General features: G+C 49.9%; 15 protein-coding genes. 1 reads left to right on the forward strand and 14 read right to left on the reverse strand.

All coding sequences use genetic code 11. The annotated features are described in order from the left end of the window. Positions 1-261: 261 nt before the first annotated feature. The 5 genes from HMPREF3052_RS03830 to HMPREF3052_RS03850 all read right to left on the reverse strand — a co-directional run bounded on the left by HMPREF3052_RS03830 (position 262) and on the right by HMPREF3052_RS03850 (position 5107). Positions 262-1158: a polyprenyl synthetase family protein gene (locus HMPREF3052_RS03830; RefSeq protein ID WP_070646462.1), complete on the reverse strand. Its 897-nt coding sequence runs from the start codon at positions 1156-1158 to the stop codon at positions 262-264. Continuing rightward, positions 1142-1369, reverse strand: coding sequence for an exodeoxyribonuclease VII small subunit (locus HMPREF3052_RS03835; protein ID WP_003681131.1), 228 nt, complete (start codon positions 1367-1369; stop codon positions 1142-1144). Before HMPREF3052_RS03835 ends, HMPREF3052_RS03830 begins: the two co-directional genes overlap by 17 nt. 135 nt (positions 1370-1504) lie before the next feature. After that, positions 1505-3361 carry a ribonuclease catalytic domain-containing protein gene (locus HMPREF3052_RS03840; RefSeq protein WP_070748642.1) on the reverse strand — a complete coding sequence of 619 codons (1857 nt, stop codon included), beginning with the start codon at positions 3359-3361 and terminating at the stop codon, positions 1505-1507. Positions 3362-3469: 108 nt separating this feature from the next. Continuing rightward, a complete protein-coding gene (locus HMPREF3052_RS03845) occupies positions 3470-4390 on the reverse strand; it encodes a patatin-like phospholipase family protein (protein ID WP_070748644.1) in 921 nt (306 codons plus the stop codon). A 99-nt stretch (positions 4391-4489) separates the two neighbouring features. Continuing rightward, positions 4490-5107, reverse strand: a complete 618-nt coding sequence (locus tag HMPREF3052_RS03850) for a tellurite resistance TerB family protein (protein ID WP_070748646.1) — start codon at positions 5105-5107, stop codon at positions 4490-4492. Positions 5108-5259: 152 nt separating this feature from the next. On the opposite strand from HMPREF3052_RS03850, the gene rsgA reads away from it, so the two are divergent. Further along, positions 5260-6126, forward strand: a complete 867-nt coding sequence (gene rsgA, locus HMPREF3052_RS03855) for a ribosome small subunit-dependent GTPase A (RefSeq protein ID WP_070748648.1) — start codon at positions 5260-5262, stop codon at positions 6124-6126. A 109-nt stretch (positions 6127-6235) separates the two neighbouring features. On the opposite strand, the gene HMPREF3052_RS03860 is transcribed toward rsgA, so the two are convergent. The 9 genes from HMPREF3052_RS03860 to HMPREF3052_RS03900 all read right to left on the reverse strand — a co-directional run bounded on the left by HMPREF3052_RS03860 (position 6236) and on the right by HMPREF3052_RS03900 (position 15274). Then, entirely contained in the window at positions 6236-6430 is a 195-nt protein-coding gene (locus tag HMPREF3052_RS03860) for a hypothetical protein (protein WP_049328774.1), read from the reverse strand. A 23-nt stretch (positions 6431-6453) separates the two neighbouring features. Further along, positions 6454-8511 (reverse strand): methionine--tRNA ligase, encoded by a 2058-nt coding sequence (metG, locus tag HMPREF3052_RS03865; RefSeq protein WP_070748650.1) that lies wholly within the window; start codon positions 8509-8511, stop codon positions 6454-6456. 126 nt (positions 8512-8637) lie between these two features. Beyond that, complete coding sequence (locus HMPREF3052_RS03870) at positions 8638-9999, reverse strand: Tle-like phospholipase domain-containing protein (RefSeq protein WP_070748652.1); 1362 nt, start codon at positions 9997-9999, stop codon at positions 8638-8640. Continuing rightward, a complete protein-coding gene (locus HMPREF3052_RS03875) occupies positions 9996-10697 on the reverse strand; it encodes a hypothetical protein (protein WP_049328771.1) in 702 nt (233 codons plus the stop codon). Before HMPREF3052_RS03875 ends, HMPREF3052_RS03870 begins: the two co-directional genes overlap by 4 nt. A gap of 81 nt (positions 10698-10778) precedes the next feature. Then, positions 10779-11264, reverse strand: coding sequence for a hypothetical protein (locus tag HMPREF3052_RS03880; protein WP_049328770.1), 486 nt, complete (start codon positions 11262-11264; stop codon positions 10779-10781). Between the two features lie 264 nt (positions 11265-11528). After that, entirely contained in the window at positions 11529-12782 is a 1254-nt protein-coding gene (gene murA, locus HMPREF3052_RS03885; RefSeq protein WP_036492379.1) for a UDP-N-acetylglucosamine 1-carboxyvinyltransferase, read from the reverse strand. A 196-nt stretch (positions 12783-12978) separates the two neighbouring features. Beyond that, positions 12979-13896: a permease-like cell division protein FtsX gene (gene ftsX, locus HMPREF3052_RS03890; protein ID WP_003747810.1), complete on the reverse strand. Its 918-nt coding sequence runs from the start codon at positions 13894-13896 to the stop codon at positions 12979-12981. Beyond that, on the reverse strand, positions 13893-14543 hold the full coding sequence (gene ftsE, locus HMPREF3052_RS03895) for a cell division ATP-binding protein FtsE (RefSeq protein ID WP_003681151.1): 651 nt from the start codon (positions 14541-14543) through the stop codon (positions 13893-13895). The genes ftsX and ftsE overlap by 4 nt, the downstream gene beginning before the upstream one ends. 248 nt (positions 14544-14791) lie before the next feature. Beyond that, complete coding sequence (locus HMPREF3052_RS03900) at positions 14792-15274, reverse strand: TlpA disulfide reductase family protein (protein WP_003747814.1); 483 nt, start codon at positions 15272-15274, stop codon at positions 14792-14794. Between the last annotated feature and the right edge of the window lie 101 nt (positions 15275-15375).

Below are 15375 nucleotides of genomic sequence, written 5' to 3' on the forward strand. Positions count from 1 at the left end.
ACCTGTTGAAAGCGGCTAACAGGCTAAGTGCGCCTGTTAGCGCCTAAAAGGCGGCTCGGATGCCTGATTAATCAGGTATACAAGGATAATTAAGGGGGTATTTGAGTAGAATCAGTGGATATTTGAAACAAAAACAGCCGAAAACCTGTGTTTGGATTTCGGCTGTTGGAGGAAAGGCTTTTTTGCAAAGGTCTCAGGCTGTTAAAAAGGCCGTCTGAAACCCAAAATCAGGTTTCAGACGGCCTTTATTTATTTGCAGGTTTAGTTTTTCCGTGCGGTAACAAACTCGGCCAGTTGGCGCAGGCGCAGGGCTTTGTCGCCGAATGGCTCGATCAGGGCAACGGCTTCTGCAATCAGCGTTTCTGCGTAAGTACGCGCGGCGTGCAGGCCCATCAGTTTGACGTAGGTCGGTTTGTCGTTGTCCGAGTCTTTGCCGGCTGTTTTGCCCAAGGTGGCGGTATCGGCTTCGCAGTCCAATACATCGTCGATCACTTGGAAAGCCAGGCCTAATTTGGCGGCGTAGTGGTCTAAGGTTTGGATTTGCGCCGGTGTTAAGTCTGGACAGGAAAGTGCGCCTAAGGCTACGGCCGCGCGGATGAGTGCACCGGTCTTGAGGCTGTGCATCTGTTCCAATTCGGCCTGATTCATGGCTTTTCCGACATTGGCAAGGTCGATGGCTTGTCCGCCCGCCATACCAAGGCTGCCGGATGCTTGTGCCAGCGTGGACAACATGGCAAGCTGGCGCTCGGCAGGCAGGCCTGTCGGACGGCTCAGTACATCAAAGGCTTGGGTTTGCAGCGCATCGCCGACCAAAAGGGCGGTTGCTTCATCGTATTGCACATGGCAGGTCGGTTTGCCGCGGCGCAGGCTGTCGTTGTCCATCGCCGGCATATCGTCGTGAACCAGCGAATAGACGTGCACCATTTCGATGGCCGCCATCGCCTGCTCGACGGCGTTTTGGTTTGCTTCGCCCAATTCGGACGCGGCAAGCACCAAGAGCGGGCGCAGCCGTTTGCCGCCGCCGAGGGTAACGTAACGCATGGCTTCGTGCAGCGTGTGCGGCACTTGGCTTTCAGACGGTAAAAAATGTGCCAGCAGCAATTCGGTTTGCGCTTGGGCTTTTTGCTGCCATGTTTTGAGTTCATTCGCCGGGTTCAAGGTTCAACTCCTTCAGTTCGCCGGCATCCAAGACTTGCAGTTTCTGCTCGACTTCCGCCAATTTGGTTTGGCAGTATCTGACCAATTCGTTGCCTTCCTGATAGGCAGCCAGGGCGTCTTCCAGCGGCATTTCGCTGCTTTGCATGGCCTGGGTCAGGGTTTCGAGGCGGGATAAGGCTTCTTCAAAGGATTGGGGGGCGTTTTTTTTCATGGTTTGAAATGATGGGCAGAAAAGGGGAATTGTAGCATTTTTAGATGATTAAGGCCGTCTGAACAGGGATGAAAACGAAATCAAAGATTTCTGTTTCTTCGTTCAGACGGCCTTTTTTCAAACGGAATAACGTTATCAGCCCGGTAAAACGGCTTTTTGATAGTTGAGCGCGATAAACTGCTTCTCGGCATCCAGTTCGGTGATTTTGAACAATGCCTGCGATTTGGGCAGTGCGTCAAACGGAATACCGGTCGCGCGCGTTACCAGCGGCAGGCCTTCAATGCGGACGAGGTCTTCTTTGAGGATGGTGGCCGTCAGCTCACTCGTGCCTTGTTGTTGCAGATAGACGAGGCTCCAGTAGGCTTCCATTTGGCGTTGGAAGTCGGCGTAGGCTGTATAGGCGGCATCAAAATCGCGCAAGGCGGCGAAAAGCTCGGCATCGCTGTTTTGATACAGCGGCTCGGCAGTATCGTCGATCAGGCTGATCAGCTGCTTTTGGTTGATGTAGTCGGCGGCGCGGCGCAGCGGCGAGGTAAACCAGCCGTAATGCTGCACGCCCATGCCGATGTGCGGCTCGGATTTGGTGCTCATGCGCACTTTGCCTGCTGGTTGGACGCGGAAAAGGCCGGGCAGGTCGTTATCATGGAGCATCTGCGCCCAAGTACTGTTGGCAAGAATCATCATCTCGCTGACCAGCGTATCGATGGGCGAACCGCGTTCGCGGTAGACGACAGATACGTTGCCTTCCTCATCCAATTCGATGCTGTAATCGTATTGCGGCGCACGGTCGGGCTCGTATTTGCCACGTGCTTTTTGCAGGGCGATGGCAAATTGATAGAACCAAATCAGGTCTTGATGGTGGGCGAACATCATTTCGCCTGCTTCGTCCAAGCCGGTTTCGGCGTTGAAATGCGGCTCGATGGTTTGAATGCGCAGGTTTTCGGCGATGTTGACCGCTTCGATTTTGCAGGTCGGCGCGCCGACGTTGAACTCGCTGTCCACATCGAAATAAATGCTGATGGAAGGGCGGTATGCACCTGCATCAAGGCTGAACGCGGCGATCCAGTTTTCGGGCAACATGGTGATTTTGCCGCCGGGGAAATAAACCGTGCTTAAGCGTTCCATGATGTTTTTTTCCATTTTGTCGCCTTGTTTAATGGCAAGCGACGGCGCGGCGATGTGGATACCGACGCGTTTCATGCCATTGCCCAAATCGGTCAGGCTTAAAGCATCGTCCACTTCGGTAGTCGATTCGTCGTCAATGGAAAAGGCGGTAACGTCGGCTTTGGGCAAGTCGGGCATTTCAGGAAGCGGAAGGTCGGGGAAGTCTGTTCCTTTTGGGAAGTATTTGATTTCAAACCCGTCTTGCAGGTATTGGGGAATGGACGTAATGCCGCCCGTTTTTTTCGCCAGTTCGTAGGCGGAGATTTTCAGCTCGTCGGCAGCTTTGGTAAAGGCTTTGTAGGTCAGCGACTGCTTGTCGGGCGCGTGTAAGATGGTTTTCAAATCCGCCGCGATTTCAGACGGCATCTCGCCGCGTTTCAAGGCTTCCGCCCAAGCGTCGATTTGCGCGTCTTGCTGTTTTTTGCGTTCGATGGCGGCAAGCGCCTGTTTCAAAGTTTCTTCGGGCGCGGCTTTGAACACGCCTTTGGATTTTTTGTAGAAATACATCGGCGCGGCGTAAAGTGCAATCAAAGTCGCCGCCAGCTCGGTTTTGGTCGGCGCATGGCCGTAATATTCTTCGGCGATGGCCTCGGCGGAAAATTCTTCTTCGCCGCATACTTCCCACAATAAATCGGTGTCGATGTCCGCCGCCTGTGCCTGCGCGTTCTCCAAAAATACCGCCATATCGCCGTCAAACTCGGCAAAGACATTGTTTGCCTTCACTTTGGTGCGCTTGCCGTGTTGGGTATCGACTTGATAGGTGGCGTCGTTTTTTTGGACGATGGAGGCAACTTTGAATTGGCCGGACTCTTCGTAAAAGATATTCATTTTTTTAGGATTTTATGATTTGTAGGAAACGCGTGATTTTAGCAGATTTGCACAAGAAAGGCCGTCTGAAAAACATACTTTCAGACGGCCTGTTCAAACGGCGGATGATTAATACTGGTATGCCGCCAGTTTGCGTTTGATTTCAGGCAGTGCGGCGCGAGCGGCCTGTTCGCCCAATTGGATGGCGCGTTGTTTTTGGTCGAAGCCGCCAACCGAACCCAGCTCCAAAACCTGCGGTTTGATGACCACATTGGCTTGTCCCAATTCTTGGCGCAACGCAGTTTGACTCATTACGTTGAAGGTTTGGTCAAGATAGGAGAACATGCCTTGGTTGACGTTTTTGGCCGGACGGGCGGAAATATCGACGGCAATGATGAAGTTTGCGCCCAGTTTTTTCGCCGCGCTGACCGGTACGGGCTGCGACAGGCCGCCATCTACATATTTATGGTTGCCGATGACGACTGGTTGGAACACGTTCGGAATCGACGCAGAAGCGCGGACGGCCTGTCCGGCATTGCCGACGTTGAACACCACCGGTTTGCCGCTTTCAAAATCGGTCGCAACGGCGGCAAATTTGATGGGGAACTGCTGCATCGGACGGTTGCCGACTTTGCGGTTGATGTAGTTTTGCAGTTTTTCGCCTTTGATGAAGCCGCTGGTGGACAAGGTCAAATCCACCAAATCGGTTTTACCCAAAATTTCCGCTTCCAATTCGAGGCGGTCGGGCGACATTCCCGAAGCGTACATACTGCCGACAATCGAGCCAGCGGATGTACCGGTAACAATTTTGACTGGAATATTGTTTTCTTTCAAAACCTTAATAATACCGATATGGGCAAAGCCTTTGGACGCACCGCCGCCCAAAGCCAGTGCAACCGTGGCTTTCGGTTTGGGTGCAGTATGTGAAACCGTATTTTGACCCTGCGTAGAAGGTTTGGATTGAGGCGCGTTGCCGCTCGGACAGGCAGCCAATACCAAGACGGACGAAGCGGCTAAAAACGTTTTGAATGTGGAAAAAAGTTTATTCATGTTCAGACAGCCTTTAATATGTCGAAAGGGTTATTTTACTCCGAAATGAAGTCGAAAGGCCGTCTGAAATCAGGTTTCAGACGGCCTTTTAAATCAAGCTTAAGCCAATTCGAGCTGTTTTTCCAAACTTTCGACCAGTTGGTCGTCCAAATTCAAAGCTTGGGACAAACGGCTCAGGAACACAATTTCCTTGCGCGACAAATCCGCGCAGACCAATCTGGCCGCCAGATAAGTTTCGGCTGCCAAAGCCTCGTCGCTGCCGACAGAAGCGGCAATTTGCTCGATAGAGGCCGGTTGCGCATATTCAGCCTGCAACCATGCCGCCGTTTCCGCATCGCTGCCGCTTTCACGCTCGATCGCCGCGCGTTCCGCATCGTCAATCAGGCCGTCTGAAGCCGCCGCCGCAATCATCGTTTGTAAAATCACACGGCTGTGGTTTTCACCAATCAGACCGGCAGGTTGGAACGCACTTTGCGGCAATTCTTCCTGTTGGCGGTTTTGTTTCCAGTTTTGATAGCCTTTATAAGCCAGAAAACCCAAAGCAGCGACCGAACCGGCCTTGACCAGCTTCTTCGTATTTTTCTTTTTCAACAGCATTGATGCCAAAGCACCCGTCAGTGCGCCGCCGCCAAAAGAATTGAGCGGACTGTCCGCCACCGCTTTGCCGCCTTTTTGAGCCGCACCCAAAACCTGATTGAGCAACTGACTGAAATCCATAAAAAAAATCTCCTGAAAACAAATACATTGCAAATATAGGGCAGAAACACCAAAAAACCAAGCCAAAGAAAGTTAAAAGGTGCAAACAAGTTTTCAGACGGCCATAGCCGACTTTCGGTACAATCACACCATTCCAAACAATAAACCCCATCATGACCGATACCGCCCAAATCATTACCAGCTATGGCCGCCGTTATATCGTCCGCACCCCCGACGGCCAAATATATGACGCCACCACCCGCAAAAAACGCGTCGATTTCGCCTGCGGCGACCAAGTCCGCATCAGCCCCATCAACGGTGAACAAGTCGTGATTGAAGACTACCTCCCGCGCGAAAGCCTGCTCTACCGCCAAGACGCATGGAAAACCAAACTGATTGCCGCCAACGTTACCCAACTGCTCATCGTAACCGCCGCCAGCCCCTCTCCCAGCGAAGCCCTGTTGCAACGCGCCCTCCTCGCGGCAGAAGCGGCCGGTATTGACGCCGTCATTGTCCTCAACAAAGCCGACCTCCCCGAAACCGCCCAATGGCGCGAGAAACTCAAATTCTACGAAACCCTCGGCTACTCCGTGGTCGAAACCAACGCATTGGAAAACGCCGACATCCTGCGTCCCATTTTAGAAGGGCAAACCAACATCCTGCTCGGACAAAGCGGCATGGGCAAGTCCACCCTGACCAACGCCCTACTCGGCAACCAAGCCGCCCGAACCGGCGACATTTCCACCGCGCTCGATTCCGGCAAACACACCACCACCCACGCCCAACTGTACGATTTAAACGCAGAAACCCGACTCATCGATTCCCCCGGCCTGCAAGAATTCGGCCTGCACCATCTCCAAGCCGCCGATTTATTGCAATACTTCCCCGACCTGCGCCACCTTATCGGCCAGTGCCGTTTCCACAACTGCACCCACCGCGCCGAACCCGGCTGCGCCGTCAAAGCCGCTGCCGAATCAGGCGAAGCCAAACCCGAGCGTATCGAGTTTCTGCAACGCGTTACCGATGAATTGTTAAGATAAAGATTGAACGGAAACTAAGCGTTTGGATAAATAAAAAGGCCGTCTGAAACTTTCAGACGGCCTTTTGTTGAAGCATAACCAAATTTACCTTTCAACCAGCACTGCTACCTTAGCGGGAAAGAGAAGGTGCTTTTCGCGGCGGATTGATCATGAGAAGAACGGCTTCTTCAATTTTCTTGTCCTCCCGATCATGGAGCTCTACCGGAAACTTCAGACGCAACACTGCAACAATAGCGCCAACCGATAAGCCTGCATCATGAAGCAACTCAATTTCTTTAAGTACCGGTGCGGAAAGGTTTAACATGGTTTCTCCTTAAGATTTGATACTTAGCCCACTTTATCCCCAGGCTGTGCGCCTGCGTCGACATCGAGGAGCTTCAGTTTGCCCTCTGCCGTGGCGGCGGAGAGGATCATGCCTTCGGATACGCCGAATTTTGCCATTTTGCGCGGGGCGAAGTTAGCGACGGCGATGACCATGCGGCCGTTCAATTCGGCAGGGTTCGGGTAAGATGCGGCGATGCCGGAGAAGATGATGCGTTTTTCAAAACCGAAATCGAGGTCGAATTTCAGGAGTTTGGTGCTGCCTTCGACAGCTTCGCAGTTCAATACTTTGGCGACGCGCATGTCGATTTTCATAAAGTCGTCAAAGCTGGCCTGTTCGGCGACTTTTTCGTATTTGCTCTCTTCGGCGGCAGGCGCGGCTGCGGCGGCGATGCTTTGTTTGTTGGCTTCGATTAAATCGTCCACTTGTTTTTGCTCCACTCGTTGCATTAAATGTTCGTATTTGTTGATGGCGTGTTCGCCCAAGGTTTCGCGGGTATTTGCCCAAGTGATGGCTTCCAAATTCAGGAATTTGGCGGCATTTTCGGTCACTTTCGGCAATACGGGGGCGAGGTAGGCAGTCAACATGGTAAAGGCGTTGATGAGCTCGCTGCATACTTCGTGCAGGCGTGCGTCTTGGCCTTCTTGTTTGGCGAGTTCCCAAGGTTTGTTGGCATCAACGTATTCGTTAACAATGTTTGCCAATGCCATGATGTCGCGCAGGGCTTTGGCGTATTCGCGGCTTTCGTAGCATTCGGCAATGGCTTCGCTTTGCGCAGTCAGTTTTGCCAGCAATTCGCTGTCGGCAACGTCTTTCAGACGGCCTTCAAAGCGTTTGGCGATGAAACCTGAAGCGCGGGCGGCGATGTTGACGTATTTGCCGACGAGGTCGCTGTTGACGCGGCTGATAAAGTCTTGCAGGTTCAAATCGATGTCTTCGATTTTGCTGTTGAGTTTGGCGGCGATGTAGTAGCGCATCCACTCGGGGTTCAGGCCTTGTTCCAGATAGGATTTGGCGGTGATGAAGGTGCCGCGCGATTTGGACATTTTTTGTCCGTCGACGGTCAAAAAGCCGTGTGCGTACACGCCGGTCGGGGCGCGGTGGCCGGAGAAATGCAGCATTGCGGGCCAGAACAGGGCGTGGAAATAGAGGATGTCTTTGCCGATGAAGTGGTACATCTCGGTTTGGCTGTCGGCTTTGAAGTATTCGTCGAAATCGATGCCGATGCGGTCGCACAGGTTTTTAAACGACGCCATGTAGCCGACGGGCGCGTCCAGCCAAACGTAGAAGTATTTGCCCGGCGCGTCGGGGATTTCGAAACCGAAATACGGCGCGTCGCGGGAGATGTCCCAGTCGGACAGCGTGGTTTCTTCGCCTTCGCCCAGCCATTCTTTCATTTTGTTGAGGGCTTCGGCTTGCAGATGGGGCTTGCCGTCGTGCGGATTGTTGCCGGAAGTCCATGCTTTGAGGAAGTCGGCGCATTCGCCCAGTTTGAAGAAGAAGTGTTCGGATTCGCGCAATTCGGGTTTGGCACCGGAAACGGCGGAATACGGGTTAATAAGTTCGGTCGGGGAATAGGTCGTGCCGCAGACTTCGCAGTTGTCGCCGTATTGGTCTTGGGCGTGGCATTTGGGGCATTCGCCTTTGACGAAGCGGTCGGGCAGGAACATTTGTTTTTCGGGGTCGAAAAGCTGCTCGATGACGCGGCTTTCAATCTTGCCGTTGGCTTTCAGCGCGCGGTAAATGTCTTGGGAAAACTGTTTGTTTTCAGGGGAATGGGTGCTGTAATAATTGTCGTAACCGATGTTGAAACCGGTGAAGTCGGCGAGGTGCTCTTCGCGTACTTTGGCAATCATGTCTTCAGGCGCGATGCCTTGTTTTTGAGCGGCAAGCATCACGGGCGTACCGTGGGTGTCGTCGGCGCAGCAGTAGTAGCACTCGTGGCCGCGCAGTTTTTGGAAGCGTACCCAAACGTCGGTTTGGATGTGTTCGACCATGTGGCCGAGGTGGATGCTGCCGTTGGCATACGGCAGCGCGGAAGTGACAAGGATTTTGCGTGTCATGGTTTGTGCTTTTAAAAACAATGGATAAAGATGTCGGGAATTATACCGCAAAACAATACGCAAAGGCCGTCTGAAACCCGATTGCCGGTGTTTCAGACGGCCTTTTGAGACTTGGCAGAAAGATTGTTACCCAATGCTCATTCCACGCGATTGAGATTGCGCTAATTGTTTCTGTTGCTCTTCATGTTCAGCCGTTTGCTGAATTTGATTAAAGCTCTTTTCCACGGGAATAGATGCAGATAGTCCTATATCCATAGAGGCAAGATTTAATGTAGGATTTCGGTTCCCGATTAGATACTGGTCGTTTTTTACACTAAATAAAGTAAGATCAGTGATATTTTTTGACTGAGCCAAGGCGGTAAGTGCCATCGCGGAATTTTGCAGCTTTTTCTCATCAATAGGCAGATTGTTTGTCTTATGATACGTCGTTAGGTGCACCATTGCAGTATTGAAGAACTTTTGATTTTCAGGGGAAAAGTTTTGTAGTTTGCTAGCATTTATTTGCAGATCTAAAAAGGCGTATTGAGGACGATCCTGTTGTTCATATGGATTTGAATACTGCGGTTGGTTTTCTGCAATAAAACGGTCTGCAAGATTGATATATTTTTCAAATTTATCAGGGGATTTGCGAATTTCTTCTTTTACATAATTGTTAAACCGCCCAATCATTGCCATATTATTTTCAGCTAGTTTATGAGCAGGGGATTTTGGGGATAAAACAGACAAACCATGTTCGTGCGTAAAATTGCTAACAGCATGAGAAGTATATAAATCTGATGCACTACCCCAATTACCCCAACTTGAAGGCATTCTGAAACCTGCATTGGCCAAAAATTTGTCATCTGACGGATCTTGTGTGTTAAAGCCGCCTTTACTCAGATTATCTACTTCGTTTTTTGTAGTATACAAAATACTCCTGCCTAAATGATTGCTTGCAGACGAGACATAGTCTCCACCCATGCGGTGATTGATGATTAATCTGTCTGCCAAAGGATTGATTGGGAGAGCTTCTTTCAAGCCTGCTGCACCAAAGGCATTGAAAGTTTCGGTACGGTGGCCATAACGATTACCACATAGTTGGGCAAGTGCTCCTCCTAGTGAATGACCTGTTTGATAGATTGAGGCATTCTTATATTTTCCGTTTTTTAATTTTTCGGCTTCTTGTGTCAATAATTTTGCATCGTTATATTGTGGGTTAGTATGATCTTTGACCATGCGCATATCGGCTTCTCGGTCTTGGCGTGTTTCAAACTCCGTACCTCTGTGGACAACTACTAACTCGTTGGTGTCTAAGCGACGGTAAATGGCACCAAAATAACCATTTTTGGGATTGTCACTGATTTTCTCGACAGCATATTTAATACCGTTTAAAGTTATTTCTTTATTTTTTTCGTTATCAAAAACTAGTTTTACTTCATCGTTTTTATCTTTCTTCCCATAAATGTGATTAGACAGCAGGGCAAAATCCTGACTATTCAATGCTCTCATTTTTCAACCTTTCTCAATATCAATTCAACTGAAAATTTATCTTCTGGAGCGACAACTAATCCACTCTTTATAGAGCTACCATCATCAGACCAACCATCTTCAAAATTCAAATCTTTTGCTATTGGAAAATTACTTTTCTGATATTCATGCTTAACGATTAATTCAGGATTTTGCGCAGTCAGTTTTTTTAAATCTTCCGAATCAATACGGACAATCAAAGCTGTTTCTCGCTTATCTTTTCCTGTTGGTTCCATTACTATGGCAGCACTTAAAAACTGCCATTTACATACGCCTTCCCCATAGTAATCTTCATCTAAAGGAGTATCCGAATAAAAGTCTGTAGCATATGTATTATTATCAATTTTAGTCAACTCCAGTTTTTTTCGGTATTGAGGCCACGTTGTCGCACCTACCCAACGATTGGTTACATATTTACAGTTTTCCGATTGGTAAAGTTCATCTCCCGTCACAATTTGGAAAGCTAGAGGCGCATCTTTAATTTTAACCACAGCTTGATAATGTTCTTTACGGTTTGGGTTAATTTTGACATCCTTTGGAGGAGCATCTCCTTTCGGCAGTTTATAGGTGGGGAAATCCGATTCTTTAAAGCCATATTCTTCGTACACGTTTTTCTCCTTGTTGCAGGCGGTTAATGATAAAGCGGCACAGAGACCGAATAGCAAGATAAAAGGTTTCATAAGGCTTCCTTCTACAATGAGATTTTGAATCTTGATTCAAAGTATACAGGAGTAATTCAAAGTATACAGGAGTATTTGTTGTTACTTTATTCTTTTTGTATTTTCTTTCAAATTTTGATAAATACGCTGTTTTAGAAATTCTGCGATGGTTGTCAATAAAAACGCTGTAAACCATAAATACAATCCTAATCCGTAAGTTGGTTTTGCATGTCCTCCTGCTTCATTCACAATTACTTCGTTTAAAGTAAATGTAAGTAGCGCCACAACCCATAATAATCCATGCAAAGTAAAGATAAATTTTTTTGCTTGCGGTCGGATAAGAGATATGAATATTAAAATGAACCAAATATAATTTGCATAAACAGCAAAATATCCAATGTGTCCTAAACCAGGTCCAAATATTGTTCCAATAATTAGAACAAAAAATCCCTCATATTGTCCTTCTTTTCCAAAAGTAAATACATTTTGAAATAAGGAGCAAATCCAAATGAAAATGGCAATAAAGAAACATAGTTTATGGCCATAACGGGTTATCCGTTTCTTTGTTGTGTGTGATGAATCATTCATAATGTATATTGATTATATGGAGGATTAGTAGTGGATAATTATCGGCTTTTCTACTGCTTTAATGATGCTGTTTATATAAATCAGATTAATTTTGAAAAGATTGGAAGGTGGGTTTTCTGAGTGTTTACTAATCGAAAAATCCTATTTCTTATCTTAGTTACCTGCTTTTTATTTCACAAGTAGATAGGCCGTCTGAAAACAAGCATAGCGTGTTTGCTAGATTTTGTTTTCAGACGGCCTTTTATTTATCGGCAGCGTATGGGATTAACCGCGTACGCGTTCGATTTTTGCGCCTACGCCGCCGAGTTTTTTCTCGATGTATTCATAGCCGCGGTCAAGGTGGTAGATGCGTTCGACGATGGTTTCGCCTTCTGCGACCAAACCGGCCATGACGAGGCTGGCGGAGGCGCGCAGGTCGGTTGCCATCACGACGGCGCCGGAGAGTTTTTCCACGCCTTTGATGTAGGCGGTGTTGCCTTCGGTGGTGATGTCTGCGCCCATACGGTTGAGTTCGGGAACGTGCATGAAGCGGTTTTCAAAAATGGTTTCCACCACGCGGCTGCTGCCTTCGGCAATGGCGTTCATGGCCATAAACTGCGCCTGCATGTCGGTTGGGAAGCCTGGGTGGACGACGGTGCGGATGTCGACGGCTTTGGGGCGTTGCTGCATGTCGATGGAAATCCAGTTGTCGCCTGCTTCGATGATGGCGCCGGCTTCGGTCAGTTTGTTTAACACAACTTCCATGGTTTTGGGGGCGGCATTGCGCAGGACGACTTTGCCGCCGGTCATGGCAACGGCGCAGAGGAAGGTACCGGCTTCGATACGGTCGGGAACGACGCTGTGTTCGCAGCCGTGCAGCTCTTTTACGCCTTCTATAGTCATGGTTGCTGTACCGATGCCGCTGATTTTCGCGCCCATTTTGACGAGGCATTCGGCCAAATCGACGACTTCGGGCTCGATGGCGCAGTTTTCGAGGATGGTGGTGCCTTCTGCGAGCGTGGCCGCCATCAGCAGGTTTTCAGTGCCGCCGACGGTCACGACATCCATGGTAACGCGCGTGCCTTTCAGACGGCCTTTGGCTTTGACGTAACCGTGTTCGATGGTGATTTCCGCACCCATGGTTTCGAGGCCTTTGAGGTGTTGGTCAACCGGGCGCGAACCGATGGCGCAACCGCCGGGCAGGCTGACTTGGGCTTCGCCGAAGCGGGCGAGGGTCGGGCCTAAAACCAAGATGGATGCGCGCATGGTTTTTACCAGCTCGTAAGGTGCGCAGGTGTTGTTGACGGTGCCGCCGTTGATTTCAAATTCGGAGATATTGTCGGTCAAAACGCGTGCGCCCATGCCTTGCAGCAGTTTTTGGGTGGTTTTGACGTCGGCGAGCATGGGTACGTTTTTCAAGCGTAAAGTGCCGGAAGTCAGCAGACCGGCACACATCAGCGGCAGGGCGGCGTTTTTTGCGCCGGATACGATGATTTCTCCGTTGAGGGGGCCGTTGGCAGAGATTTTGAGTTTGTCCACAGGATGTCTTTCGTTATTTGTCTGCACGGTTTATGCCGCACAAATGAAATGAGATGGATAATAAGCCATCAATTATAAGGGATTATGCCCTTGCTGTTAGATTTGGCAGTATTAAATTTTCACAAGGTTTGTTTAAGTTGCGAAAGGATAAGATTTCAGGCCGTCTGAATGGTTCAGACGGCCTGTTTGCCAAGGCTTATTTTTTGGCTTTGAAGCCTAAGAGGTGTTGCGTGGTGGCCAGCCATGCGCCGAATACGCCCAGCGCGATGACGAAGCCGAATACCAGCGACACTTCGCTAAATGTGAAGAAACGCCAGCCGATGTTCAGACCGTAGGGTTTGAAAATCGCGTCCACCAGCGGCCGTACTTCGGCCAGCAGCCAAGCCGACAAACCCAAGCTGACGGCGGCGGAGAAAATACTCTGCCACATTGCCTGATAAAGGAAAGGGCGGCGGATGAAGGAAGCGGGCGCACCCAACAGCTTGGTGATTTCCAACTCTTCCTTGCGGCTGAGGATTTGCAGGCGGATGGTGTTGTGTGCCACCAAGACAAAGGCCATGCCCAAAGTCAGCGAGAGGAACCACAAAATCTTGCGGATAAATTCGTTAATACGATAAAGGGTCTGTACCCATTCGGTATCCATGGTTGCTGATTCGACGCGCGGCAGTTTGGTAATGTCTTTATAGATGGCCTGCATCTGATCCGGAGAAGTGGCAGGGTCGGGTGTAACGATAAAGACGTCGGGCAATGGGTTGCCATCGAGCATGGAAACGAGGTTTTGGTCGAGATTGGTTTGCAATTCTTCCAAACCTTCCTGCTTGCTGATAAAGCGGACTTTATCGATACGGCTGTCGCGCTGGAGCAGGTTTTTCACCGTATCGGCATCAGAACTTGCTGCATCAGTGTCCATATAAACCGTAATCTGTGGCGATTCGTTGAGTTTACCCAATACGCTTTGCCCGCTTTGGATACCCAAATACATAAACAGGGGCAAGGTCATGGCAACGGCAAGCATGAGCAGGGTCAGCAGCGTGCCGATGGGTTGGCGCAGAAGCTCTTTGAGCGCGGCGCGCGCCGATTCGACGTGTAATGAGATGTAATGAATCATACTCATGCGAGGCGTCCTTTCTGCAGGCGCAAGACGCGGTGGCCGTAATCCGCCATCAGCGTTTCATCGTGCGCCGCAACAATCACAGTCGTGCCTGCTTCATGGAAGGTTTTGAACAATTCCATAATATCCAGCGCATAGGCGCGGTCGAGGCTGGCGGACGGCTCGTCGGCGATCAGCAGGCTGGGTTGGTGAACCACTGCGCGCGCGATGCACAAACGTTGTTGTTCGCCGCCGGACAAAGTGATGGGCATATCGTTTTCGCGGCCTTTCAAGCCGACTTTCTCAATCGCAATACGCGCGCGCTCTTCAGCTTTGCGCGGCTGGTAGCCGCTGATCCGCAAAGGCAGGATAACGTTTTGCAAGACATTGCGGTCGTAGAGGATTTTGTGGTCTTGGAAGACAATGCCGATATGTTGGCGCATAAAGCCGATCTGATTGTCGCTCAAGGTGCCGAGGTCTTGATTGTTGAACCAAACCTTGCCTTTGGTAGGCTTGGTAATGCCTGAAATCAGCTTCAAAATGGTGGATTTGCCCGAACCCGAATGGCCGGCGATAAAAATCATCTCACCTTTGTTAATCTGGAAACTGACATTTTTCAGGGCTTCGAAACCGCCGGGATAGGTTTTGGAAACTTGTTCGAAACGGATCATGGGTTTTCCTGAAAATAGGGAGTCAGACGGCCGGCGTCATCGATAGGGCAACATGCCGTCTGAAAAAATGGGGATATTCACAGATTATAAATATTTCGGCTGCTTTTTGATAGTGAAACCTCGGTTCTGCCTGTGGAGACACTGCCGGTTTGCAACACAAAGCAATATGGTTTGAAAAAGGGCCGTCTGAACGATTGGGTTTCAGACGGCCTCGGTATCAGCGTAGGTTAAGCACCTTATCCGCTGTTTTATTTACATTTGGTTTTGGCCAAATTCACGGCGGCGGTCAGGCTTTTTTCGTTGACTTCGCCGGTGATGGTTTGTTTGTAGCCGCATTTCGGCGCTTCGACGACAGTGAAGGGCAATACGCCGACGTTGTTGCCGTGGGCTTTCATGAAGTTGCGGCTGTTGGCGCCGGTGTAACGCCAAATCGGATAGCTGACCGGCGTTTGTTTCAGGAACTTGCCGATGTTGTCGGTCGTATCCAGCGCGATGCCGACCATATCGACGCTGCCTTTTTTCTGAGCTTTGTACCATGCCGACATGGCGGGCATTTCTTTACGGCAGGGGCCGCACCAGGTTGCCCAAAGGTTGACCACGCGCACGGGGGCTTTGAGCGATTCCAGGCTTTGCGGTTTGTTGTCCTGCCAACCTGCTGTTTCATCGGCGGCAAAGGCCGGCGCAGCGGTAAAAACGGCAGCGGACAAGAGAAGGGCGGTTAAGGCTTTCATGGTTGTATCCTTGAGGTTGCCAATCGAAATTGTGTTTATTGTAAAACGGTTTGGTGGGTATGCCTACCGATTCATATCAAGATATCAGGTAAAAAGTTTGA

This window comes from Neisseria sp. HMSC056A03, assembly GCF_001815685.1.
Taxonomy (GTDB): Bacteria; Pseudomonadota; Gammaproteobacteria; order Burkholderiales; family Neisseriaceae; genus Neisseria; species Neisseria subflava.

Coding starts and splice junctions, on each gene's coding strand:
- HMPREF3052_RS03875 (WP_049328771.1), bottom strand. CDS start 10,697: ATGAAACCTTTTATCTTGCTATTCGGTCTCTGTGCCGCTTTATCATTA.
- ftsE (WP_003681151.1), bottom strand. CDS start 14,543: ATGATCCGTTTCGAACAAGTTTCCAAAACCTATCCCGGCGGTTTCGAA.
- rsgA (WP_070748648.1), top strand. CDS start 5,260: ATGACCGATACCGCCCAAATCATTACCAGCTATGGCCGCCGTTATATC.
- ftsX (WP_003747810.1), bottom strand. CDS start 13,896: ATGAGTATGATTCATTACATCTCATTACACGTCGAATCGGCGCGCGCC.
- HMPREF3052_RS03840 (WP_070748642.1), bottom strand. CDS start 3,361: ATGAATATCTTTTACGAAGAGTCCGGCCAATTCAAAGTTGCCTCCATC.
- HMPREF3052_RS03845 (WP_070748644.1), bottom strand. CDS start 4,390: ATGAATAAACTTTTTTCCACATTCAAAACGTTTTTAGCCGCTTCGTCC.
- HMPREF3052_RS03835 (WP_003681131.1), bottom strand. CDS start 1,369: ATGAAAAAAAACGCCCCCCAATCCTTTGAAGAAGCCTTATCCCGCCTC.
- HMPREF3052_RS03850 (WP_070748646.1), bottom strand. CDS start 5,107: ATGGATTTCAGTCAGTTGCTCAATCAGGTTTTGGGTGCGGCTCAAAAA.
- HMPREF3052_RS03880 (WP_049328770.1), bottom strand. CDS start 11,264: ATGAATGATTCATCACACACAACAAAGAAACGGATAACCCGTTATGGC.
- HMPREF3052_RS03900 (WP_003747814.1), bottom strand. CDS start 15,274: ATGAAAGCCTTAACCGCCCTTCTCTTGTCCGCTGCCGTTTTTACCGCT.
- metG (WP_070748650.1), bottom strand. CDS start 8,511: ATGACACGCAAAATCCTTGTCACTTCCGCGCTGCCGTATGCCAACGGC.
- HMPREF3052_RS03870 (WP_070748652.1), bottom strand. CDS start 9,999: ATGAGAGCATTGAATAGTCAGGATTTTGCCCTGCTGTCTAATCACATT.
- HMPREF3052_RS03860 (WP_049328774.1), bottom strand. CDS start 6,430: ATGTTAAACCTTTCCGCACCGGTACTTAAAGAAATTGAGTTGCTTCAT.